The following is a 22,980-nucleotide window of genomic DNA, read 5'->3' as shown; positions in this document are numbered from 1 at the left end:
CTCGACGACCGACCTTGCCCGTGAACGCAGACCCTTCTTTCGCCCCTTCACCCACCGCACCTCCCCCAGGCGCCCAGGCCATCACCCTGCCCTGCGGCACTGCCCTGTGGCTGCTGCCCCAGCGCGCCGTGTGGTGGCCCGCCGCGCGCACGGCCTTCGTGGCCGACGTGCACTTCGGCAAGGCCGCCACCTTCCGCCGCGCGGGCCAGCCCGTGCCGCATGGCACCACGGCCGACAACCTGGCCCGGCTCGACGCGGTGCTGGCGGCCACGGGCGCCGGACACCTGGTCTTCCTGGGCGATTTTCTGCACGCGCGCAGCGGCGCCGGCGCGCCGCTGTGGAACCAGTTGCTGCCCTGGCGCGAGCGCCACGCCTGCATCCGCATGACCCTGGTGCGCGGCAACCACGACCTGCATGCGGGCGACCCACCCGCGCCGCTGGGCGTCGATGTGGCCGATGAGCCCTGGCGGCCCGTGGAGGGGGCCGGGCTGCTGGCTTGCCACCATCCGCAGGCGGGGCCGGGCGATACGGTGCTGGCAGGGCATTGGCACCCGGTGGCCACCTTGCAGGGCCCTGCGCGGGACTCGGTCCGCCTGCCCTGCTTCGCGTGGCAGCCGGGGCTTCTGGTGCTGCCCGCGTTCGGGGCTTTCACGGGCATGTCCAGCCAGCCGGTGCCCCCGTCTGCGCGGCGGTTCGCGGTGGCTGGAGACCGGGTCCGCGAAGTGCCGCGCCGGCCGGCCAGCGCCTGAGCCCGCGTTTCAGGGGCGCCTCGGCCGGGCCCGCCATGAAAAAAAAGGCTTTACCCGTCGGTAAATTTTGCATTATGGGATTCGATTGCAAAAACAGGGGGCACGGAACGCCGCAAGGAAGGAGAATCAGAGAGCATCCGCGTTTGGCCCCGCTGCGACCCGGCCGGGGACATTTACATACTCTGTTTCGTGAGACAAGCCATGACGACCCAGCAACCGACCATCATCTACACCCTGACCGACGAAGCACCCCGTCTGGCCACGGCTTCCTTCCTGCCCATCATCCGCACCTTTGCGGCGCCTGCGGGCATCAACGTGACCGAGAGCGACATCTCCGTGGCCGCGCGCGTGCTGGGCGAGTTCCCCGAATCGCTGACCGCCGAACAGAAGGTGCCCAACACCCTGGCAGAGCTGGGCAAGAAGACCCTGCAGGCCGATGCCAACATCATCAAGCTGCCCAACATCAGCGCCTCGGTGGGCCAGTTGCAGGCCTGCATCAAGGAGCTGCAGGGCAAGGGCTATGCGATCCCTGACTACCCGGAAGATCCCAAGACCGAAGAAGAAAAGGCGATCCGCGCGCGATATGCCCGCTGCATCGGCTCGGCCGTGAACCCCGTGCTGCGCGAAGGCAACTCCGACCGCCGCGCCCCCAAGGCCGTGAAGGAATACGCGCGCAAGAACCCCCACAGCATGGCCGACTGGAGCCAGGCCTCGCGTTCGCATGTGTCGCACATGCACGCCGGCGACTTCTACCATGGCGAAAAGTCCATGACCCTGGACCGCGCCCGCGACGTGAAGATGGAGCTGATCACCAAGAGCGGCAAGACCGTGGTGCTCAAACCCAAGGTCTCGCTGCTGGACCGCGAAATCATCGACAGCATGTTCATGAGCAAGAAGGCACTCGTCGAGTTCTACGAAAAGGAAATCGAAGACGCGCGCAAGACCGGCGTGATGTTCTCGCTGCACGTGAAGGCCACGATGATGAAGGTGTCCCACCCCATCGTGTTCGGCCACTGCGTGAAGATCTTCTACAAGGACGCGTTCGCCAAGCACGGCAAGCTGTTCGAAGAGCTGGGCGTGAACGTGAACAACGGCATGGCCAACCTGTACGAAAAGGTCGCCACGCTGCCCACGGCCCAGCGCGAAGAAGTCCTGAAGGACCTGCATGCCTGCCACGAAGGCCGTCCCGAGCTGGCCATGGTCGATTCGGCCAAGGGCATCACCAATTTCCACTCGCCCAACGACATCATCGTGGACGCCTCCATGCCCGCGATGATCCGCAACGGCGGCAAGATGTGGGGCGCCGACGGCCGCCTGAAGGACGTGAAGGCCGTGATGCCCGAATCGACCTTTGCCCGCATCTACCAGGAGATCATCAACTTCTGCAAGTGGCACGGCGCGTTCGACCCCAAGACCATGGGCACGGTGCCCAACGTGGGCCTGATGGCCCAGCAGGCCGAAGAGTACGGCTCGCACGACAAGACGTTTGAGATCACCGAAGACGGCGTGGCCAACATCACCGATCTGGCCACCGGCGAAGTGCTGCTCTCCCAGAACGTGGAAGCCGGCGACATCTGGCGCATGTGCCAGGTCAAGGACGCCGCGATCCGCGACTGGGTCAAGCTGGCCGTGAACCGCGCCCGCAACTCCGGCATGCCCGTGGTGTTCTGGCTCGACTCGTACCGCCCGCACGAGGCGCAGCTGATCACCAAGGTCAAGATGTACCTGCACGAGCACAACACGGCGGGCCTGGACATCCAGATCATGAGCCAGGTGCGTGCGATGCGCTACACGCTGGAGCGCGTGATCCGCGGCCAGGACACCATCAGCGCCACCGGCAACATCCTGCGCGACTACCTGACCGATCTGTTCCCCATCATGGAACTGGGCACCTCGGCCAAGATGCTGTCCATCGTGCCCCTGATGGCCGGTGGCGGCATGTACGAAACCGGCGCGGGCGGCTCCGCGCCCAAGCATGTGCAGCAGCTGGTGGAAGAAAACCACCTGCGCTGGGATTCGCTGGGCGAGTTCCTGGCGCTGGCCGTGTCGCTGGAAGACCTGGGCCTGAAGACCGGCAACGCCAAGGCCAAGGTGCTGGCCAGGACGCTGGACGCCGCCACGGGCAAGCTCCTGGACAACAACAAGAACCCTTCGCCCAAGACCGGCCAGCTCGACAACCGCGGCAGCCAGTTCTACCTGGCCCTGTACTGGGCGCAGGAACTGGCCGCGCAGACCGACGATGCCGACCTGGCCAAGCTGTTCGCGCCGCTGGCCAAGCAACTGGCCGCCGACGAACAGACCATCGTGGCCGAGCTGGCCGCGGTGCAGGGTGCGCCCGCCGACATCGGCGGCTACTACCTGCCCGACACCGCCAAGCTGGACGCCGTGATGCGCCCCAGCAAGACGCTGAACGCGGCGCTGAAGACCGTGGCTGCGTAAACAACCAGCCAAGCCGCCCGCCCCCTAAAAAGGCCCCGCCCGTCGGGGCCTTTTTTCATTGCCCGACCACACCAGGATGACAAGGCGGCCCGCAGCGGAGCCACCGTTCATGTCGCAGGCGGTGGAGACAAGTAAGTGGCGTGGCTACCGCCCCAGGATCAGGGCCGGTCGCGGTCGGCCACGCGGGTGTTCAGCGCCGCGGGCAGGTAAGCAGGCAGGAACGCACAGCCCTTGCCGAACTGCGCCTCGAAGGCCGGGCACTGCGCAGCGATGCCCTCGGGCGTGGGCTTCACGCCCTCGTCCACCCAGCGCAGCAGGGCGGTCATCAGCGCCGGGTAGGTGGGATCGCTCAGGTAGCTGTGGGTATGGTGCTGGGTGAAGGTCTGCACCAGGCGCACCGCGCTGCCGCCCTGCTCCATGGTGGCCTTGAAAGCCGCATCCAGCTCGACAAAGGCCGTGGGGTCGTCCACGCCTTTCACGGTGAGCACGGGCACGGGAATGCGGCCACCGAGGTCCGTGTCCTGCGCAAACCGCGCCACGGCGGCCGGGTCCGCGCGGTAGCGCAGCACGGCGGCGTTCAGGGCCGCATCGTCGGGCGAGCCCTTGTACTGCACGCCCTGGTTGCCAAACGGGCTCGCGCCACCGGTGCGGTGCTGCACCACGTCGCGGTAGTGGAACGTGGCCCAGTTCATGTGGCCCTGGATGGAGCTGGCGGGGATGCGGATCACATCCACGATGGTCTTGACCTTGCGCTGCTGCTCGGGCGTGCGCTCTGCAGCGGGCCGGTTCAGCGCCAGGCATTCGTTCACGCGCGCCGCCAGATCCGCCTGCGTCATGGCCGCATCGCGCGGCAGGCCGATGTTGAGCGGGTACGCCGCCTCGGTGGGGCGGGGGTGGTTGTTGCACAGGTACTGGTAGACCACGCGCAGATCGGTGCGGAAGTCGTACGAGCGGGTGCCGCCCGCGAGCACGCCGCTGGTCAGCAGCACGGCATCGTAGGGGCGCTGGCCGCCGGCCGTGGCCTGGAACATCTCGGCCCCCTTGGCCGCCACGCTGGCGCCCCACGACTGGCCGTGCAGGATGGTGCGCTGCGGCCGGGCCACCTGCTGCACGAAGATCTTGCGCAGGCGCTCGGTATCTTCCGCCGCCGCGCGCACCTCCACGCCGCCCTGGCGGAAGGTGCTGCCCGCCCAGGCGTAGCCCGCACGGACCATGATGGACCAGCGCTCCAGGTCCTCCACCGCGCGCTCCATCCTGGGCGCGCCCAGCGCCGGGCCGCCGTGGGCGTGCAGCACCAGGTGGCCGTTCCACTGCTGCGGCATGGCGATGAGGTAGTAAGCCCCTGCGGAATCCTGGCCCGACAGGCAGCGGGCAATGGGCGCCAGGTCCTTGGGGCAGGGCGTGGCGGCGGGCGCGGCCTCCGCCACTGCCTGGGGTTGGGTGGCAACCGGCGCGCAGCCAGCGAAAAAGACGGCGGCTGCCAGGGCGGCCGGTACGGCCACGGTCCGGCGCGGCCAGGCGCGAAGCGGCGGCAAAGCAGTCATGGGAAGGTCTCCGTTGAAATGATGGCGGCGGTGGGTAGCAGCTGCGCATCGTAGAAACGGGGCTCCGATACGTCAAATAGGCAAATCTCCAATCTCCGATACGATTTGCATATGAACCCGCTCCCTGAGCCATTGCACTGCTGACATGGACATCCGCCAGCTCCGCTACTTTCTCGCCGTGGCAGAAGCCGGGCACATGACCCGCGCCGCCGAGCAGCTGGGCATGGCCCAGCCACCGCTGAGCCAGCAGATCAAGGCGCTCGAAAGCACCGTGGGCATGGCCCTGTTCAAACGCCATGCCAAGGGCGTGGCACTGACCGAAGCGGGCCGCGCGCTGCAGGCCGACGCCACGCGCCTGGTGCACGACTTCGATGCGCTGCAAGGCCGCATGCAGTTGCTGGCCGAGGGCAAGACCGGGCGCTTGGCCATCGCCTTCACCAGCTCGGCGGCCGCGCACGAGTTCACGCCATTCGCCCTGCGCGAGTGCCGCGCGCGGCACCCCGGTCTGGTGCTGGAGATCGGCGAGAACAACGCCGCCGAGATCACCGAGGCCGTGGCCGGGAGCCGCCTGCATTGCGGCCTGCTGCGCGTGCCGGTGGCCCGCCCCGAGGGCCTGGCGTTCGACACCCTGCAGCACGAGCCCGCCATGGTGGCCCTGCCCATCGACCACCCGCTGGCGCTGCGCCAGCGGCGCGGCAAGCCGCTGGCCATCCGCATCGCGGACCTGGAGGGCGAGCCCATGATCCTGGTGCGCCGTCCGGGTGCCCCGGGCCTGTACGCCAACCTGCTGGCCCTGTGCGACGAGGAAGGCGTGCGCCCCCGGGTGGTGGCGGAAGTTGCGCGCATGCTGACCAACCTGAACCTCGTGGCGGCGGGCACCGGCATCTCGGTGGTGCCGTCGTCGATGGTGGGCGTGCACCGCCACGCGATCGCGTACCGCCCGCTGGTGGACGGCGGGCGGCTGGACGTGCCGCTCACCCTGGTGTACCGCTCGGCGGACAACATGGGGCCCACGGCCACCTTCACCACGCTGCTCAACACGCTGGCGCGGCAGGGCACGCCCTGACGCCGGAGGACCGGTTGGCCATGGCGATCTCGCGCTGCGGCGCCCACGTGTAACTGGCGGCAACAAACCCCACACGGACGATGCGTGCGGGCACACTGGCGCCGCCGCCGGTGCCGCGCGCCGTCCCCGCCGTGCCCTGCTGCGCACCCCGGTGGCAGGTGGGCGGCGCCGAACGGCGGGCCCCTGCTTGCCCGCATCCGCGTTTTTCTGGCCGCCCCGGGCCCATCGCCCCATCTACTTTTTATGCCACGTCTGACCCCCTCCTTGTCCTCCCTCGTGTCCGCCGCCTGCCTGGGTGCGCTGCTGTGCGCCGCAGGGCCCGCCGCGGCGGGCCCGAAAGAGGGAGTCCGCGCCTATGAGCGCGGGGAATACGCCACAGCCCTGAAGGAATTGCGTCCCGCCGCGCAGGCCGGCCATGCAGACGCCCAGTACCACCTCGGCCGCATGTACGACGCAGGCCGCGGCGTGGCGCTGAACGAAGCCACGGCGGTGGGCTGGTACCTCAAGGCCGCCCAGCAGGGCCACACGGATGCGATGTACGAGCTGGGCGTGTCCTACGACGAGGGGCTGGGCGTGCCGCAGGACCGGGTGCAGGCCGCCCAGTGGTACCGCAAGGCGGCGGACCTCGGCCACGCCCAGGCGCAATACAACCTGGCGGTGTCCTATGACAAGGCCGAGGGGGTGCCGCAGGACTTCCGCAAGGCGGTGGAGTGGTACCGCAAGGCGGCGGCCCAGGGCCACCTCGATGCGCAGTACAACCTGGGCATTTCGTACGACAAGGGCGAGGGGGTCGACAAAGACCCCCGGCAGGCCGTGCAGTGGTACCGCAAGGCCGCCGAGAAGGACCATCCCGAATCGCAGTTCCAGCTCGGCATGGCGTTCTACCACGGTGACGGGGTGGCCAAGGACCTGGCGCAGGCCGTGCACTGGTACCGGCGCGCGGCGGAGAACGATCTTGCATCCGCGCAGTACCACCTGGGGCTCGCCTACGACGCGGGCGAGGGCATCGCCCAGGACAAGAAGGAGGCCGTGCACTGGTACCGCCAGGCGGCCGGGCAGGACCATGCCAAGGCCCAGTTCAATCTGGCCGTGTCCTATGACGAAGGCGACGGCGTGGCACGGGACAAGAAGCAGGCCGTGCACTGGTACCAGCAGGCGGCCGGGCAGGGACATGCCAAGGCCCAGCGAAACCTGTCGCTGATGTACGCCCGCGGAGAAGGCGTGCCGCGCAACGCGGCCCTGGCGCGCGAATGGGCGCGCAAGGCGGCCGAGCCGCGCGACGGCACACCGGATTGATGCCCTGGCACGCGGTGCCGCCTGGAGCAGCGGCACCGGAGCAGCCCCAGGGTATGGCGGCGGCAGTTGCTATATTTTGAATAGCAAAAACCCGCCATCCATCCTGCGCCAGGGGCATTTTCCCAAGGGACACCGCACTGCGGTGCCGCCGTGGCGGCTCAGGCCGCCACGGTGTCCTCAGTTGTTGCCCTGGGCCGTGCCCTCGCGGCGCGGGTCCGCGCCGCCCGCATACGTGCCCGCGCCGGGGTTGCGCGCCAGCAGGCCGGCATTGCCATTGGACCGCAGGCCGTTGAATACCGCGCCGTGCAGGCCGCTCGTGAAGGTGTCGGTCTGCGCCACGGTGTGGCCGCGCGCCTTGAGGCCGTCGCGGATGGCGGCCGTGTCGATGACCGAACCCTTTTCGATGGATGTGGTCGCGTTGGTCTGCGCGCCGAAGTTGGGCAGGTTGATCGCCTGCTGCACGTTCAGCCCCCAGTCCGTCATGCCCAGGATGCTCTTGGCGGTGTACTGGATGATGGCGCTGCCGCCGGGCGAGCCGATGGCGCCTTCCAGGTCTCCGGTGGCCGCGTTGAAGATGATCGTGGGCGCCATCGAGCTGCGCGGGCGCTTGCCGGGCTGAACGCTGTTGGCGATGGGCAAGCCTGCAGCGTCGGTGGCGGTGAACGAGAAGTCGGTGAGCTGGTTGTTCAGCAAAAAGCCCCGCACCATCTGCAGGCTGCCGAAGCCGTTCTCGATGGTGGTCGTCATGGACACCGCGTTGCCCGCGTTGTCGATGATGGACAGGTGGGTGGTCGATGGCAGGGCCAGCGAGTTGTCCTGCCCCTTGGCGCCGCTCACGCCCGGCGGTGTGCCCGCCACGGGGGTGCCGATGCTCTTGCTCAGGCTGATGAGCTTGGCGCGCTCGCGCAGGTAGTCGGCGTTGACCAGGCCGGCCTGCGGCACGTTCACGAAGTCAGGGTCGGCCACATACAGCGCGCGGTCGGCATAGGCCAGGCGGTAGGCCTCGGACACCACGTGCACCGCATCCAGCGTGTTGGGCTTCATGGCCGCCAGATCGAAGCCCTGCAGCAGGCCCAGCGTCTGCAGCACGGCGATGCCGCCCGAGCTGGGCGCGGGCATGCCGCACACGCGGTACTGGGTGCGGTAGACGCCGCAGACGGGCTCGCGCACCTTGTGGGTGTAGCTGCTCAGATCGTCCAGCGACAGCTTGCCGGGGTTGGTGGGGTGGCCCGCTACCTTGGCCACGATGTCCTTGGCGATGTCGCCCTGGTAGAACGCGTTGGCGCCGCCCGCGGCAATGGCCCTGAGCGTGGCGGCCAGTTCGGGGTTCTTGAGCAGCGTGCCGGCCGCCTTGGCCGTGCCGTCGGCATTGAGGAAGTAGCTGGCGCCGGGCTCGCCCTGCGCCTTGATGCGCGCGGCCGAGCCGGCGATGGACACGCTCATGCGCTGCGAGATCGCAAAGCCGTTTTCACTGAGCTGGATCGCGGGCTCGAACAGGTCCTTCCAGGGCAGCTTGCCGTGCACCTTGTGCGCGGCTTCGAGCATGCGCAGCACGCCGGGCGTGCCCACCGAGAGGCCGCCATCCACCGCCGCCAGAAACGCCAGCGGCTTGCCGTCCGCGCCGATGAAGAGATTGGGCGTGGCCGCCTTGGGCGCGGTTTCGCGGCCGTCATAGGCGAGCAGCTTGTTGGCACCCTTGTCGAAGTGCAGCATGAACGCGCCCCCGCCGATGCCCGACGACTGCGGCTCCACCAGGTTCAGCACCATCTGCACGGCGATCGCCGCGTCCAGCGCCGTGCCGCCCTTGGCCAGGATGTCGACCCCGGCCTTGGTGGCCAGCGGGTTGGCGGTGGACACCATGTCCTTGTTGGCGTAGCTGATGGCCTTGGGCGTGTAGCCCGAGGGCGGCTCCGGCGGCACGTACTGCTCGACGGGCTCGGGGTTGGCCACCGGCGTGCCGGGGCCGTCATTGCCGCCGCAGGCGGCCAGCAGGGCCAGCGCGGCGATGCCCAGGCCCCAGCGGGTGGGTTGGCGTCGAAAGACAGAAGCCGTCATGGTGAAAGGTCCTTGGAAAGGGAGGGTGGTGAAACCGCCGCCCTGTGGGGCACGGCGGACGGCCCGGGGGCGCCGGGAACGCCCATCAAGTATGTGACGACTTGATGAAAATCATTTTGCTTTTATGCCCCATTTCACGCCAAATGCGAGAAACAGATTTCCTTATTTGCCGTGAAACAGAATCTGGATTCCATCGACCGCCAATTGCTTGCCCTGCTGCAGCACGACGCCGAGACGCCGCTGGCCGAGCTGGCCGATGCCGTGCACCTGTCCAACACGCCCTGCTGGCGGCGCATCCAGTGGCTGCGCGAGAAGGGGTTCATCACACGCCACGTGGCGCTGGTGGACCCGCGCAAGGTCAATGTGGGCGTGACCGTGTTCGTGGCCATCAAGACCAACCAGCACCACCAGCAGTGGTTCGAGACCCTGCGCGACGTGGTGATGGGCATTCCCGAGATCGTGGAGTTCTACCGCATGAGCGGCGACGTGGACTACCTGCTGCGCGTGGTGGTGCCCGACATCCGCGCCTACGATGCGGTCTACAGGCGGCTGACGCAGGCCGTGGCGCTGTCGGACGTGAGCTCGAGCTTCGCGATGGAAGAAATCAAGTTCACCACCGCGCTGCCGCTGGACTACGCGCAATGACGCACTGCCGGGCAGGGGCAGCACGGCGTCCGGCCGGCAGGCCGGCTGCGCGGCACAATCCAGTCCGCGCCACCTGATGCCGCCACACCCGCATCACCGCCCCTGGCCCCCGAATCCAGCATGCACTGGATTTTGTTAACCAAATAGTGAACTATTCGGGCATGACCAAAGACACCGAGACCCCCGCCAAGGAGCGCCAGCGGGATGCCGACCGCTCCCAGGGCGTGATCTTCAGCGCCGCGCGCGACGAGTTCGCCGAACACGGCCTGGGCGGCGCGCGCATGGACCGCATCGCCGAGCGGGCGGGCCTGAACAAGCGGCTGATCTACTACTACTTCGAGGACAAGGAAAAGCTCTTCCAGGCCGTGCTGGAGCAGGCCTACCTGCACATCCGCGAGGAAGAGCGCAAGCTCAACCTGCTGGACCTCCCGCCCGCGACCGCCATCCGGCGGCTGGTGGAGTTCACCTGGACCTACTACCTGGAGAACCCCCAGTTCCTCACGCTGCTCAACAGCGCCAACCTGCACAGGGCGCGCCATCTGCAGGAGTCGCAGCGCGCGCGCGAGATGAACTCGCCGTTGATCGCCACGCTGGGCGAGGTGCTGGAGCGTGGGCGGCGCGAGGGCAGCTTCCGCGGCGGGGTGGATCCGCTGCAGCTGTACGTGTCCATCGCCGGGCTGTCGTACTTCTACCTGTCGAACAACCACACGCTGTCGGCGATCTTCGGGCGCGACCTCATGGCCCCGAAGGCGCGCAGCGAGCGGCTTTCGCACATGTGCGATGTGATCCTCGGGTACGTGCTGAGGAACTGAACGGGCCCACACCATGCAAATCGCCGCCGTCCTGATCCTCCTCGTTGCACCCGCCGCCATGGCGGGCTTTCTGCTCTGGCGCGCCTATCAACTGGGTATCAAGCACCGTGTCGCGCTCACCCGTCAGTGGATTTCGCGCCCGCCCGAGGGGATTGAAGGATGCGCGCGGTTGTTTGCCTGGCGCGACCTGTCTTTTGCCATAGCGTTGTTGGCGTCTCTCGGCCTGCTGCTTTCTTTGCCGCAGTACTTACCGGCGTGGGTCTTGCTGATGGCTTTCGGTAGTTTTGTGCACCAAGGTTTCACCGGCTATGCCGTCGCCAAACTTCGAAAGAGGCCATCCCGTTGAGCGCGCAACTCGCTGGCCACTCAGTTGGTTTGCAACTTGACCGCTGAGCCTGTAGGCGCAAGGTAGCAGCGCGGCACGGCCGCCGACCGTTGGCTTCACCGCAATCCACGGGTAAACCCCTACCCCCACCACCCGCGTCCGCGTTGACGCAGGCGCAGCGATGTCTAAAAATATTCTCTATTCACCATTCAGTGAATTAAAGAGCAAGTCCAAGCCTGCCCACGGAGACAAATCCATGCCCATCACCCGCACCACCCGCCGCGCTGCGGCCACCGCCCTGGCGGCGGCCGCGCTCACCACCCTGTCCTTCGGCGCCCTGGCGCAAGGCGGCTACCCGACCAAGCCGATCCGCGTGATCGTGCCGTTTGCGGCGGGGAGCACCACCGACATCATTGCGCGCGCCATCGCCGACAAGATGGGTCAGAGCATGGGCCAGACGCTGGTGGTGGACAACCGCGGCGGCGCCAGCGGCACCATCGGCCAGCAGGCCGTGGCCACGGCGGCGCCGGACGGCTACACGGTGATGATCCATTCGTCGTCGCACACGGTGAGCCCCTCGACCTTCGCCAAGCTGCCGTTCGACACGGTGGGCGACTTCGCGGGCGTGACGCCGATCTCGTCGCTGCCCAATGCGCTGGTGATCTCGCCCGCCAAGGGCATCAAGACGCTGCAGGACCTGGTGGCCACGGCCAAGGCCAAGCCCGGCACGGTGAACTTCGCCTCGGCCGGCCAGGGCAGCGCCACGCATTTGAACGCCGAGAAGTTCAAGCTGGCCGCCAAGATCGACGCGCAGAACATCCCCTTCAAGGGCTCGGCCGAGGCCGTGACCGAGGTGCTGTCGGGCCGCGTGGACTACTACTTCTCGCCCATCGCGCCCGTGATCGGCCAGATCAAGGACGGCCAGCTGCTGGCGCTGGCCGTGGGCTCGCCCAAGCGCGCCGCCGCCCTGCCCGATGTGCCCACCACGGCCGAGGCCGGCGTGCCCGGCTCGGAATTCAACTTCTGGATCGGGATGATGGTGCCCGCCAAGACGCCGCGCGACATCGTCAACCGCCTGCACGACGAGGTGGTCAAGGCGCTGGCCACGCCCGAGGTGAAAGAACGTTTCCTGAAACTCGGCGCCGATGCCTGGACGCTCAAGCCCGAGCAGTTCGATGCCTACATCAAGGACGAGATCAAGAGCAACGCCACGCTGGTGAAGGCCGCCGGACTCTCGCCCACACAGTAATTCCCTTCGCGCCGCACCGCACCGCCAGCCCCTGCCGTGGGGGTGGCCAGGCCGCGCCTTTGCCCAATTTTTTGCAACCTTGAACTGAACGAAAGCACCACCGCCATGGCAACCCAACGACTCGGACTCATCATGCACGGCGTCACCGGCCGCATGGGCATGAACCAGCACTTGATCCGCTCCATCTGCGCCATCCGCGCGCAGGGCGGCGTGGTGCTTTCCAACGGCAACCGCGTGATGCCCGATCCGATCCTCATCGGCCGCAATGCCGAGAAGATGGAGGCACTGGCCAAGGCCCACGGCATCGCGCGCTGGGGCACGGACCTGGACGCCGCGCTCTCCAACCCGGAGGACACGGTGTTCTTCGACGCCGGCACCACGCAGATGCGCCCCACCCTGCTGGCCAAGGCGATCCGTGCGGGCAAGCACGTGTACTGCGAAAAGCCGATCGCCACCAACCTGAACGAAGCGGTGGAGATCGCGCGCCTGGCGTCGGGTTCGGGCCTCAAGCACGGTGCCGTGCAGGACAAGCTCTTCCTCCCCGGCCTGCGCAAGCTCGACATGCTGCGCCGCGCCGGCTTCTTCGGCCGCATGCTCAGCGTGCGCCTGGAGTTCGGCTACTGGGTCTTCGAGGGCGACCTGCAGCCCATCCAGCGCCCGAGCTGGAACTATCGCAGCGAAGACGGCGGCGGCATGATCCTGGACATGATGTGCCACTGGCGCTACGTGCTGGACAACCTGTTCGGCGAGGTGAAGTCGGTGTCTTGCATCGGCGCCACGCACATCCCCACGCGCTGGGACGAGGCCGGCCAACCGTACCAGGCCACGGCCGACGACGCGGCCTACGCCACCTGCGAACTCACGGGCCACAACGGCGAGCCGGTGATCGCGCAGCTCAACATGAGCTGGGCCACGCGCGTGCGGCGCGACGACCTGGTGACCTTCCACGTGGACGGCACCGACGGATCGGCCGTTGCCGGCCTGTCGAGCTGCCGCGCGCAAAGCCGCGTGGCCACGCCGCGCCCGGTGTGGAACCCGGACGAGAAGCAGACCATGAACTTCTTCGACCAGTGGCAGGAGATTCCGGACTCGCAGGTCTACGACAACGGCTTCAAGATCCAGTGGGAGCACTTCATCCGCCACGTGGTGGAAGACGCGCCGTACCGCTGGACCCTGCCCGAAGGCGCCAAGGGCGTGCAGCTGGTCGAAGCCGCGCTGGAAAGCTGGAAGGAACGCCGCTGGGTCGATGTGGCCCCCCTGCAAGCTTAACCACCGACTACTGTTTTGATAGCTGCTAGCGCTTGCTGGATAAGCGCTAAAGGCCAATTTCATTCAAATTTCTGCGAGTACACCATGGCCTTCAGCCTCCCCCTGCCCACGGCCGACGGCCGCATCAGCCCCTACACCCTGCAAGGCCGCCCGCCGGTCGCGCCACAGCGGGGCGCGGCGTTCAACCGTATCGCCTACTCGGCGGCCCACGTGGTGGCCAACCCGCTGGCCGCCATCGACCCGTGGCTGCAGTGCGCGGTGGACTGGGACGCGACCATTGCCTACCGCCAGCGCCTGTGGTCGCTGGGCCTGGGCGTGGCCGAGGCCATGGACACCGCGCAGCGCGGTATGGGGCTGGACTGGCCCACCTCGCTGGAGCTGATCCGCCGCTCGCTCGACGCGGCGCGCGACTTCGGGCCGGGCGCGCTCGTGGCCTCGGGCTGCGGCACGGACCACCTGGTGCTGGACGAGGTGAAGTCGGTGGACGACGTGATCCGCGGCTACGAGGAGCAGATGGAGGCCATCGAGAAGCTCGGCGGCAAGCTCATCGTGATGGCCAGCCGGGCGTTGGCCCGGGTGGCGCAAAGCCCCGCCGACTACGAACGCGTGTACGACCGCATCCTGAGCCAGGCACAGCAGCCCGTGGTACTGCACTGGCTGGGCGACATGTTCGACCCGGCGCTGGCGGGCTACTGGGGTTCGCGCGACGTGGATGCGGCCATGGACACGGCGCTGGCGGTGATCGCCGCGCACCCGGACAAGGTGGACGGCATCAAGATCTCGCTGCTCGACAAGGACAAGGAAGTCGCCATGCGCCGCCGCCTGCCCACCACGGGCGGCACCGACGGCCAGGGCGTGCGCATGTACACGGGCGACGACTTCAACTACGCCGAGCTCATCGCGGGCGATGGCTCCGGCGGCACGCCGCGCCAGGGCCAGAGCGATGCGCTGCTGGGCATCTTCGACGCCATCGCACCGGCCGCGAGCGCAGCGCTTGCAGCGCTGGCCGCGGGCGACACGGCGCGCTTCCATGCCATCCTGGGGCCCACGGTGCCGCTGTCGCGCCACATCTTCGCGGCGCCCACGCGCTTCTACAAGACGGGCGTGGTCTTCATGGCCTGGCTCAACGGCCACCAGAGCCACTTCACCATGGTGGGCGGGCAGCAGAGCACGCGCTCGCTGGTGCACTTCGCCGAGCTCTTCCGGCTGGCCGACCAGGCCGACCTGCTGGAGCAGCCCGAACTGGCCGTGCAGCGCATGGGCCACCTGCTGGCATTGCACGGCGTGAGTGCCTGACCACCATGCGTGATTTCACCCAAGACCACCGCTGGCTCTCCATCAATACGGCCACCGTGCGCAAGCAGCAGGGGGCCGAGGTGCCGCTGGCGCGCATCATCGACCAGTGCGCCACACGCGGCATCCGCGCCATCAGCCCCTGGCGCGACCAAGTGGCCGCGGCGGGGCTGGACGCCACCGCGCGCCAGCTGCGCGCCCATGGCATGGAACTGTCGGGCTACTGCCGCGGCGGTTTCTTCCCGGCGGCGGATGCGGCCGGCCTGCGCGCCGCGCTCGACGACAACCGCCGTGCCATCGACGAGGCCAAGACGCTCGACGCTGCCTGCCTGGTGCTGGTGGTGGGCGCCCTGCCCGGGGCGCTGGAAGGCACGCCGCACTACACCGACATCGCCCGCGCGCGCGGCGAGGTGGTCGACGGCATCGCCGCGTCGCTGGAATACGCGCGCCAGGTGGGCATGCCGCTGGCCATCGAGCCGCTGCACCCCATGCAGGCGGCCGACCGCGCCTGCATCAACACGCTGGAGCACGCGCTCGACATCTGCGATGCGCTGGACCCCAGCCGCAGCGGCAGCCTGGGCGTGGCGCTGGACGTGTACCACGTGTGGTGGGACCCCAAGCTGGAACAACAGATCGCGCGCGCCGGCAAGGAACGCCTGCTGGCCTACCATGTCTGCGACTGGCGCCTGCCCACGCGCGACCTGCTCAGCGACCGGGGGATGATGGGCGATGGCGTGATTGAGCTCAAGAAGATCCGCCAGTGGGTCGAGGCGGCAGGCTTTGGGGGCTATGCCGAGGTGGAGATATTCTCGGCGCTGGACTGGTGGCAGCGCACGGGCGAGGACACGCTGGACACCTGCATCGCGCGGCACCGCAGCGTGGTCTGAGCCCCGGGGCGGCTCCGCGCCCTGCGGACCCCGGCGCCACCGGTGCGCGTGGCGCCGTTGACAGCATCGTCCGGGCCCGCGCCACGGCGGGCCGTCACCCGAGGCCCTGGCCTGCCACGGGCCGCGCGAGGGCGCAGCCTGGGACGCGCGGAGCGGCCGGCCGTTAGTGGGGAGGTGCTCGAATTGGCACAGTCCAGGGCTGTGGGTAAATTTGGGCCTCGCTGATGCTGGCGCGGGTTTCCGGACGGTTGGGGCTTTCAGGCGTTATCGCTGGCTTTGGCGCGGAATGGGCGGCTTCCGGGCAAAGGTGGGCCTGGGGTGGCAGGAAATGGTTTCGGGGCTTGTTGCCTCGTTTTTTATAAGGGAAATCCGTTGGCACGGGCCGCAGCAGGACGGCCGCTCGGTGGACAGAGAGTCAGACGGCAAGTCGCACGTTTGGAAGTCGCACGTTGCGAGGTACCCGGGGGGCGGCATTGACTTGATGCAGTGCCCCCACGACCCCAAGGCCCCGCCCGAGCAGGTGATCAACTGCGGGTGCATCGCCATTCCCTATGTCGAAGGATGGGCCGTGGCCACGCCCGGGGCCAAGCCGTTTTCTGAGCTGGAACTGAAGCTCGCAAGGCTGCCCTGGTTAGGGCGGCCAAGGAAGCGAGGCGGCCGCAGGAATGAGGGGGTGGCGCCTGCCGCGGGCTGCGGTGCTTTAAACCCATTCGGTGCGGCAACCCATTGGGAAATTGATCTGACCCGGTCTCTCGGGGCCATTTAAAGTGTGATTAAAAGTATCGAGCGTGATCTAATCTCTCAACAAAAACCGAGCTTGAGGGCTGCAGATGGAAGAGGTCAAGGTTTCGTTCTACAAAATCAACTCTTGCGGGTATTACCCACGAGGTAACCATAAGGCGCCGAAATTCGGTGCGCTCGATGAGATTCTGGGAGATCTCGGGCGGTGGGGGATAAACAAGAAGTTGGCTCACACAAAGACCTTTCAGCCAAGAGATGGCGGGACTTTGTTGCCCGTCTATCTGGTTGACGTGACGCAATCCGGTGATGCGTGGCTGCTAAGGTTGTGGAACGAGGCTCACAACACAGACGGGAAAGTGGCTTCAATAAACGGCGAAGCTACTGTGGGAACAGCTGAGGTCGCCGAGACAGAAGTCGAAGAGGGCCACATTCCAGGGCATGCCTCCTATTTTTGGATGCTTCCCCAGGAAGGCATTATTGCTAGTGTCCGCTTTCAACATCCAACCGCAGGTTTCTACGGCCTCATGAAATACATGCGTGGCTTTGTGACGAATTTCACTTCCTATGTCGCATGGGGAGACCCAGATCAAGCTGGGCAGCGCGACATCCTGGGGTATCGCGCAAACCCGAATGACATTCCGGAATTTCTGCGCGCTCGTTTCCAGGCGGAAGTGTTCGTCAAACCGGGCCCACTAGACCTGATAGTGAAAAATGCGGCGCTGATCAGGAAGCTCAAGAAGAGGGACAAGCTCGATCTAACAATTCGCGCTGAGAGGAGCATGTTCCAGCGGTTACTGGCTGGCATGCATTTGGCTGATCATCGCACTCTTCAGCAGGAAGCCACGATGAACTATGAGATATCAGTTCAAGGCTTGCAGCAAGATGAGGTACGTGAAATAGTCGCGAATTGGCAGGACGAAGACGGTGACGACACGGACTACGGCTTTGTTTTTCAAGGTGATGCCCAGACGCATTGGCTTGGCAGGGAGTATGTGCGCGAAACTTTGGCACTAGACGTAGCTCGGGACAACACTGAGCTGGTTCGACCAGATGCGTTGCTGCGTGAACTGGCTCGGCACAAGCAATTCCTGCTCGGCCGATTGGCTTAAGGAATAGATGTGTTGCTGCGGATGATCGGTTGGATTCTTGCTGTTGCGGCTGTGCTCGCAGGGGCATGGTTCGGCCGAAAAGTACCGTTTGCCGAGCAATGGCCCATGTATGAAGGATTGCGCACTACTGCTGCAATCATTTTCGGTGTCATCGGCGCTTGGCTCGCCATCATCTACCCAGAGCGCCTGAAGCTGTCGTTCAAACCTGCTAACAACGGGGGGCCAAAAGAGACCGGCGTAGGACAACTCTTCAGTCCGGTTGTGAATTCGACTTTGATCTTAGGCGCGATTCTCGTCATCGGGGTGGTCGCGCCCATAGCAAAGAAGTCTGCACTTCCATTCGATATTGAGTGGTGCCGAGGCATCTCTTACGGCGTTTTGGTGGCACTAACCCTCTTCCAACTATGGACGGTACTCCTGACCCTCGTCCCAGCGAGCACGATCAAGTCGTTTGTCGATCATGAAGATGGGGCCAAGCGTGCTTTGGAAAGCCTCACAGTCCTCAACCAGAAGCCGAAGCCCTAGGGCCACCTCTTTCAATACTAAGGCCAGCACATGCTGGCACTAGTTTTTTGTGCCCCTCCCGGCACAGTCACTCCATCGAAACCGCCGCGCTGTTGCGGCCCATCTGATGGAGTGATCAATGTCCGACCCCAACGCCAAAGCCCCCGCCGCTGATGCCAAGCAAATGACAGCGGACGACGCCGTCAAGCGCATGAAGCGCACCGTCATCGAGATGGTCGACGGCAAGGGCGAAGACGGCAAGCCCGCCAAGGTGCCCAGCGCCAAGAAAGTGTCCGTCAACGCTTCGGAGGTGCTGACCCAGTTCCGCTGGATGTTGGTGTCGCGTGATGAGTTCGATCGCGTCCTCAAAACGCCCTCTGACACGCTCACGGACATACAGCGGGCGGCCCGGTTCTTCTGCCTGGCCAAGTCCAGCTTCGGCGCCAGGATCGTCAAGCCGACCTGCGGTATCTCGGCGACGGGGGCGCCCCGGCTGAATCTGCTGCGCATCGAGGAAGACCTGAGCGAAGCGCAACTGCGCCTGGCGCGGGTGTTCATCGAGAACAAGCCCTATGACCAGGTCATCCAGCGCTTTGACAAACCGGGCACCTTCTTCTACCTCGACCCGCCGTACTGGGACTGCGAGAAGGACTACGGGGAAGGGCTATTCGGCAAGGAGGATTTTGGGCGCCTGGCGGGCCTTCTGGAGGCCATGAAGTGCAAGTTCATTCTGAACGACACGCCTGGGGTGCGGGAGGTCTTCGCGGACTTTCGGATCGAGGCGGTGAAGACCAGATACAGCAGCAAACAGGAGGCGGCCGAGGTGGTGATCAGCAACTTCAGGTTAGCCAGCTAACAGCTCCAACTTAGTAGCTTCTAACCAGAGCGAGTTGTACGTTGCGATCTTCATCGCGGCTTGCTCAGAATCCACCTCACCAATGCTCCCATGACTTCGATCCGCAAAATCTTTGAGTGATTGGGTCATGTACCATACCCCGACACTGTCGATGATCAAATCGCGGTCGTGTAGGCTTTTCCTCTTGGATTGGCGAACTTCAAGCGGGCGTTCTGATCCGAACTGCTTTTGCCAGCGCGTTACACCGGGGATCAGTACATCTGGTTTTGTGTACTCACGATCACAGAGTAGGCGTATGGACACCCCTTTCGGCGCCTGCTGGGCGTAGTGAGTCAAAACTCGCTCGTCCATGTAGGGGTCTACTATCAATAGATCCGTTTTTGCTCGCGATACCACTTGGCCGATCACTTGATACGCATCGAACGTTGCGCCCTTCGTGATGAACCCCCCTCTTGGCACCGGAGCAGCCGCTTCTGTCCGCGCCAGTGCCCGATGAAGAATATTGATAAGGCGCCCTGGCGGATGGTTTGGGCGCTGGGCTAACAAATCCATTTCCGCCACATAGAACACGGGATCGGTAGCGGCCTCACCTGCGAACGCTTGGTCGATCAAAACTGAGCCCTGTGCGAGCCAAGCAACAGACTCAGGCGTGAGAGGTCTTGTCCCAAGATCTGGCATCACCTTTACATGCTGACGGAGTTGGAATACCAGCGTCTCAGGATTTTTCATTCCACCAGCGTATCACCGGACTCGATTTATCAGAGCCTTAAATCGCCAGAGGCTGCGGTTGTTACGAAGGGCTGTGCGATTGTGCAGAGCTTAAAAGTTATCCACAATGCCGGAGTTAGGATCGAAGTACGCCAAATCCGGCGTCACTAAGCGCCAAAGGCAGCGTAATTTAGTGCCAAAGTGCGCGGCACGCCATTGGCCGGCCGTTGCCCCATCACCCTGGCAGCAATGGGGAAATGGTGCAAAGGGCTGCATAATTACGAATCAATCTCATCACCAATCCCGTTCGCATCCGTTTCGCCATGGCCACCAGCGCAGTTTCCCGCTTGCACATCGTTTCGCGTATCGCCGCGGGCGTCCTGGGCGGCTATGCCTTCACATGGGGCTTCATCGCGCTGGGCATCGGCCTTCTGTTCGCGGCGCAGATGGAGTTCCACGATGCAGAGGCCCTGGGCTACATCGTCGGCTTCATCGTCTTTCTGGTGGCCTTTCTGTGGGCGTTTTCGGCGGCAAGCGTGAAGCGCGTGTGGCTGGTGCTGGCCGGCGGCGGGGCGCTGATGACCGGCGCCGCCTGGCTGGTGCAGCGCGCCATCCTGTAAACCGCGCGCACGAACCCAAGAGGTAGATACCCATCATGTTCCAGAACTTCCGGCTCACCATGGCCTGGCTGCACACCTGGTTCGGCCTGGTGCTGGGCTTCGTGCTGATGGTCGTTTTCTTCTTCGGCTCGCTGTCGGTGTTCGACCGCGAGATCGACCGGTGGGCCATTCCCCAGACCCGCTTCGAGCCGCAGCCCATGCCCTCGTTCGACAAGATCCTGCAGCCGGCCTTCCAGAACATGAGGCCCAGCGCGGAAAACATCGAGGCCGCCAGGGACCGCGTGAACGGGCCTGTGGCGCAAAGCTTCCCCGTCATCAAGACCTGGGGCGCGTACACCACCCACCGCGACCCGGTGCTGGGCCTGTTCGCGGGCTATGAGCTGCCCAATGCCAAGGACCCCGACGACAACACCATCTGGGGCAACCGCACGATCGATCCGCGCTCGGGCGCCTCGCTGCCCGACGACCACCTCAAGATCGGCAGCCAGTTCTTCTACCCGCTGCACTACAGCCTGAACTTCAAATGGAAGGACCTGGGTACCTGGATCGTGGGCTTCGCCGCGCTGATGATGCTGGTGGCGCTGGTCAGCGGCGTGGTGATGCACCGCAAGATCTTCCGCGAGCTGTTCACCTTCCGCCCTCGAAAGCACACGCAGCGCAGCGCGCTCGACCTGCACAACCTCACGGGCGTGGTGGCGCTGCCGTTCCACTTCATCTTCGCGTTCTCGGGGCTGGTGATCTTTGGCGGCATCTACTTCCCCATCACCCACACGCAGCTGCACCCGCTGCACGAGCTGCACGAAAAACACGAGGCCGCAGAAACCGGCCTGCCGCACGAGCGCGCGGGCACCGCCGGCACCCTGGCCTCGGTGGACGCGATGGTGGCGCAGGCCCAGCGCCGCTGGGCCGCGCAGGGCATGGCGGGCGACGTGGGCTTTCTGACCGTGCAGCACGTGGGCGATGCCAATGCGTACGTGAGCGTGTACCGCGCGGGCACCGACCGCATCGCGCTCGTGGGCAACGGCATCCACTTCAAGGCCAGCACCGGCGAGGTGCTGCGCGAAGACCCGCCGCTGACCCCGGTGGCCAGCGTCAACACCTTCCTCACCGGGCTGCACCTGCAGCATTTCCGGCACTGGCTGCTGCGCTGGCTGTATGTGCTGGGCGGCCTCTCGGGCTGCGTGTGCATCGCCACGGGCTTCATCTTCTTCGTGGAAAAACGCAAGCGCCAGCACGCCAGGCAGGGCGTGACCGGAGCGCGCTGGGTGGACGCGTTCGCGGTCTCCACCGTGACGGGCATGCTGATCGCCGCGCTGTCCATGCTGATCGGAAACCGCCTGCTGCCCACCGACCTGCCCGCGCGCGGGGACTGGGAGCAATATATCTTCTGGGGCGCCTGGGCACTGGCCTTCGTGCACGGCATCTGGCGCACCGCGCCCGTGGCCAGCGCGCGCATGGCCCCCGCCTGGGCCGAGCAGTGCTGGGCCATCGCCGTGCTGGGCGTGGCGGCCGTGCTGCTCAACTGGGTGACCACGGGCGACCACCTGCTGCGCACCCTTGGCAACGGCTACTGGCCCGTGGCGGGCGTGGACCTGGCCATCCTGGCGAGCAGCGCCATCGCCGTGCTGGCCGCGCGCAAGCTCAAGCACCGCGCCCAGGGCCAGCTGGGCGCCCCTGCCGTGGACGGCGGCGCGGCCTCCTCGCTGGAGACCGCCCGTGCCTGACGCCTTGCTGCTGGTGGCGGCCCTGGCCGCCAACGTGGTCGGCCTCGGCTGGCTGGCCCTGTCGATGGATGCGCACTGGGAGCAGGTGCGCGGCACCGAGCCCCTGCGGCGCAGCACCGTGCGCACACTGCGCTGGATGGGCGCCGCCGGTCTGCTCGTGGCCCTGGCCCTGTGCCTGGCCGTGGACCACGCATCGATGGCGTCGCTGGTGTGGTTCATGGCGCTCGCGGGTGCCGCGCTCACCATCGCGTTCACACTGTCGTGGCGGCCCCGCGTGCTGGGCGTGCTGATCGCCTGGGTGCGGCGCAGCGGCGCTGGCGTGGCCCGATAAAACCGCCGCACGCAGTTCATGCGGGCCCAGGCTGGGTGGTGCGATGTTTGCGCCCCGGCTTCGACAGGCTCAGCCCGAACGGCTTGTGAAATACCGGGAGGCGACGCTCCCCGAACCCGATTCCGCCACACCCTCAACCACTGGCGCGCCCCCCACGCCAGTGCACCCGTGGAACCGGCTTCGCCGGGCCACCGGGTGCTTCCCCCTCGGGGGAAGCCGCGCAGCGGCTCAGGGGGCATCAAATCTTGCCCATGTAGTCCCGCTTGCCCAGCTCCACGCCGTTGTGGCGGGCCAGCGCGTAGGCCGTGGTCACGTGGAAGAAGAACTGCGGCAGGCCGTAGTGCAGCAGGTACTGCTCGCCCGGAAACTGCCGCTCGCGCGCGGTGCCGGGCTGGATGGTGATGGTGCGCGTGGCGGCATCGGCAAACGCCTCCACGGGCAGGCCTTCCACGAACGCCAGCACGGTGTCGATGCGCTCGTTCAGGTCGGCAAAGCCGGGGCGGTCCGCATCCGGATACGAAGGCACCTCCGCCCCCGCCAGCCGCGCCGCCACGCCCTTGGCGAAGTCGCAGGCGATCAGCACCTGGCGCGCCATGGGGAACATGTCGGGGAACAGCCGGGCCTGCAGCAGCGCGTCGGGGTCGAGCTTGCGCGCCGTGGCGTGCGCCTCGGTCTTGGCCAGGATGTCTTTGAGCGAGCCCAGCATCTGGCGGAGAACGGGAACGCTGGCGTTGTAGAGGGGAGATGTCATGGCGGGA

At 66.3% G+C, this 22,980-nt stretch carries 21 protein-coding genes; 17 read left to right on the top strand and 4 right to left on the bottom strand.

The features are described 5' to 3' along the window. Positions 1-14: 14 nt before the first annotated feature. Positions 15-749 carry a ligase-associated DNA damage response endonuclease PdeM gene (gene pdeM / locus AC1RCS_RS18750; protein WP_492246165.1) on the top strand — a complete coding sequence of 245 codons (735 nt, stop codon included), beginning with the start codon at positions 15-17 and terminating at the stop codon, positions 747-749. Positions 750-950: 201 nt separating this feature from the next. Next, a complete protein-coding gene (locus AC1RCS_RS18745) occupies positions 951-3,188 on the top strand; it encodes an NADP-dependent isocitrate dehydrogenase (RefSeq protein ID WP_218339255.1) in 2,238 nt (745 codons plus the stop codon). 158 nt (positions 3,189-3,346) lie between these two features. Here AC1RCS_RS18745 and AC1RCS_RS18740 read toward each other — a convergent pair whose 3' ends face one another. Continuing rightward, the gene (locus tag AC1RCS_RS18740) at positions 3,347-4,732 is read right to left on the bottom strand and encodes a hypothetical protein (protein ID WP_492246164.1); all 1,386 of its coding nucleotides are present in this window, start codon (positions 4,730-4,732) and stop codon (positions 3,347-3,349) included. 145 nt (positions 4,733-4,877) lie between these two features. On the opposite strand from AC1RCS_RS18740, the gene AC1RCS_RS18735 reads away from it, so the two are divergent. Continuing rightward, positions 4,878-5,798 (top strand): LysR family transcriptional regulator, encoded by a 921-nt coding sequence (locus AC1RCS_RS18735; RefSeq protein ID WP_492246163.1) that lies wholly within the window; start codon positions 4,878-4,880, stop codon positions 5,796-5,798. Between the two features lie 243 nt (positions 5,799-6,041). Continuing rightward, complete coding sequence (locus AC1RCS_RS18730) at positions 6,042-7,094, top strand: SEL1-like repeat protein (protein ID WP_492246162.1); 1,053 nt, start codon at positions 6,042-6,044, stop codon at positions 7,092-7,094. Between the two features lie 177 nt (positions 7,095-7,271). Here the strand turns inward: AC1RCS_RS18730 and ggt are convergent, their stop codons facing one another. Continuing rightward, positions 7,272-9,149, bottom strand: coding sequence for a gamma-glutamyltransferase (gene ggt, locus AC1RCS_RS18725; protein WP_218296448.1), 1,878 nt, complete (start codon positions 9,147-9,149; stop codon positions 7,272-7,274). A 183-nt stretch (positions 9,150-9,332) separates the two neighbouring features. On the opposite strand from ggt, the gene AC1RCS_RS18720 reads away from it, so the two are divergent. From AC1RCS_RS18720 to AC1RCS_RS18675, 10 genes are all read left to right on the top strand, one after another. Then, positions 9,333-9,794: an Lrp/AsnC family transcriptional regulator gene (locus tag AC1RCS_RS18720; protein ID WP_218296717.1), complete on the top strand. Its 462-nt coding sequence runs from the start codon at positions 9,333-9,335 to the stop codon at positions 9,792-9,794. Between the two features lie 161 nt (positions 9,795-9,955). Then, complete coding sequence (locus tag AC1RCS_RS18715) at positions 9,956-10,606, top strand: TetR/AcrR family transcriptional regulator (RefSeq protein WP_218296447.1); 651 nt, start codon at positions 9,956-9,958, stop codon at positions 10,604-10,606. Positions 10,607-10,619: 13 nt separating this feature from the next. Further along, positions 10,620-10,952 carry a hypothetical protein gene (locus AC1RCS_RS18710; RefSeq protein WP_218296446.1) on the top strand — a complete coding sequence of 111 codons (333 nt, stop codon included), beginning with the start codon at positions 10,620-10,622 and terminating at the stop codon, positions 10,950-10,952. Between the two features lie 235 nt (positions 10,953-11,187). After that, the gene (locus tag AC1RCS_RS18705) at positions 11,188-12,180 is read left to right on the top strand and encodes a tripartite tricarboxylate transporter substrate binding protein (RefSeq protein ID WP_218296445.1); all 993 of its coding nucleotides are present in this window, start codon (positions 11,188-11,190) and stop codon (positions 12,178-12,180) included. Positions 12,181-12,285: 105 nt separating this feature from the next. Beyond that, positions 12,286-13,449 carry a Gfo/Idh/MocA family protein gene (locus tag AC1RCS_RS18700; protein WP_492246161.1) on the top strand — a complete coding sequence of 388 codons (1,164 nt, stop codon included), beginning with the start codon at positions 12,286-12,288 and terminating at the stop codon, positions 13,447-13,449. 84 nt (positions 13,450-13,533) lie between these two features. Then, entirely contained in the window at positions 13,534-14,745 is a 1,212-nt protein-coding gene (locus tag AC1RCS_RS18695; protein ID WP_492246160.1) for a dihydrodipicolinate synthase family protein, read from the top strand. A 5-nt stretch (positions 14,746-14,750) separates the two neighbouring features. Further along, on the top strand, positions 14,751-15,629 hold the full coding sequence (locus AC1RCS_RS18690) for a sugar phosphate isomerase/epimerase family protein (RefSeq protein WP_492246159.1): 879 nt from the start codon (positions 14,751-14,753) through the stop codon (positions 15,627-15,629). An 830-nt stretch (positions 15,630-16,459) separates the two neighbouring features. Beyond that, positions 16,460-17,479 carry a hypothetical protein gene (locus tag AC1RCS_RS18685; RefSeq protein ID WP_492246158.1) on the top strand — a complete coding sequence of 340 codons (1,020 nt, stop codon included), beginning with the start codon at positions 16,460-16,462 and terminating at the stop codon, positions 17,477-17,479. A gap of 21 nt (positions 17,480-17,500) precedes the next feature. After that, the gene (locus AC1RCS_RS18680; RefSeq protein WP_492246190.1) at positions 17,501-18,004 is read left to right on the top strand and encodes a hypothetical protein; all 504 of its coding nucleotides are present in this window, start codon (positions 17,501-17,503) and stop codon (positions 18,002-18,004) included. Between the two features lie 118 nt (positions 18,005-18,122). Beyond that, the gene (locus AC1RCS_RS18675) at positions 18,123-18,839 is read left to right on the top strand and encodes a DNA adenine methylase (protein WP_492246157.1); all 717 of its coding nucleotides are present in this window, start codon (positions 18,123-18,125) and stop codon (positions 18,837-18,839) included. Here the strand turns inward: AC1RCS_RS18675 and AC1RCS_RS18670 are convergent. Next, on the bottom strand, positions 18,828-19,568 hold the full coding sequence (locus tag AC1RCS_RS18670; protein WP_492246156.1) for a hypothetical protein: 741 nt from the start codon (positions 19,566-19,568) through the stop codon (positions 18,828-18,830). The genes AC1RCS_RS18675 and AC1RCS_RS18670 overlap by 12 nt on opposite strands. A gap of 302 nt (positions 19,569-19,870) precedes the next feature. On the opposite strand from AC1RCS_RS18670, the gene AC1RCS_RS18665 reads away from it, so the two are divergent. The 3 genes from AC1RCS_RS18665 to AC1RCS_RS18655 are packed head-to-tail and all read left to right on the top strand — an operon-like array spanning position 19,871 to position 22,222. Next, the gene (locus AC1RCS_RS18665) at positions 19,871-20,167 is read left to right on the top strand and encodes an iron uptake protein (RefSeq protein WP_218296442.1); all 297 of its coding nucleotides are present in this window, start codon (positions 19,871-19,873) and stop codon (positions 20,165-20,167) included. Between the two features lie 35 nt (positions 20,168-20,202). Further along, positions 20,203-21,891, top strand: coding sequence for a PepSY-associated TM helix domain-containing protein (locus AC1RCS_RS18660; RefSeq protein WP_492246155.1), 1,689 nt, complete (start codon positions 20,203-20,205; stop codon positions 21,889-21,891). Next, positions 21,884-22,222, top strand: coding sequence for a DUF3325 domain-containing protein (locus AC1RCS_RS18655; RefSeq protein ID WP_218296440.1), 339 nt, complete (start codon positions 21,884-21,886; stop codon positions 22,220-22,222). The genes AC1RCS_RS18660 and AC1RCS_RS18655 overlap by 8 nt, the downstream gene beginning before the upstream one ends. Before the next feature lie 238 nt (positions 22,223-22,460). Here the strand turns inward: AC1RCS_RS18655 and AC1RCS_RS18650 are convergent, their stop codons facing one another. Further along, on the bottom strand, positions 22,461-22,973 hold the full coding sequence (locus AC1RCS_RS18650; protein WP_218296439.1) for a DUF1993 domain-containing protein: 513 nt from the start codon (positions 22,971-22,973) through the stop codon (positions 22,461-22,463). Positions 22,974-22,980 lie beyond the last annotated feature (7 nt).

This window comes from Acidovorax sp. GW823-FHT01C06 (assembly GCF_058798375.1).
The sequence above is the reverse complement of the archived record's forward strand: the minus strand, read 5'-3'. Positions and strand labels throughout refer to the sequence as shown.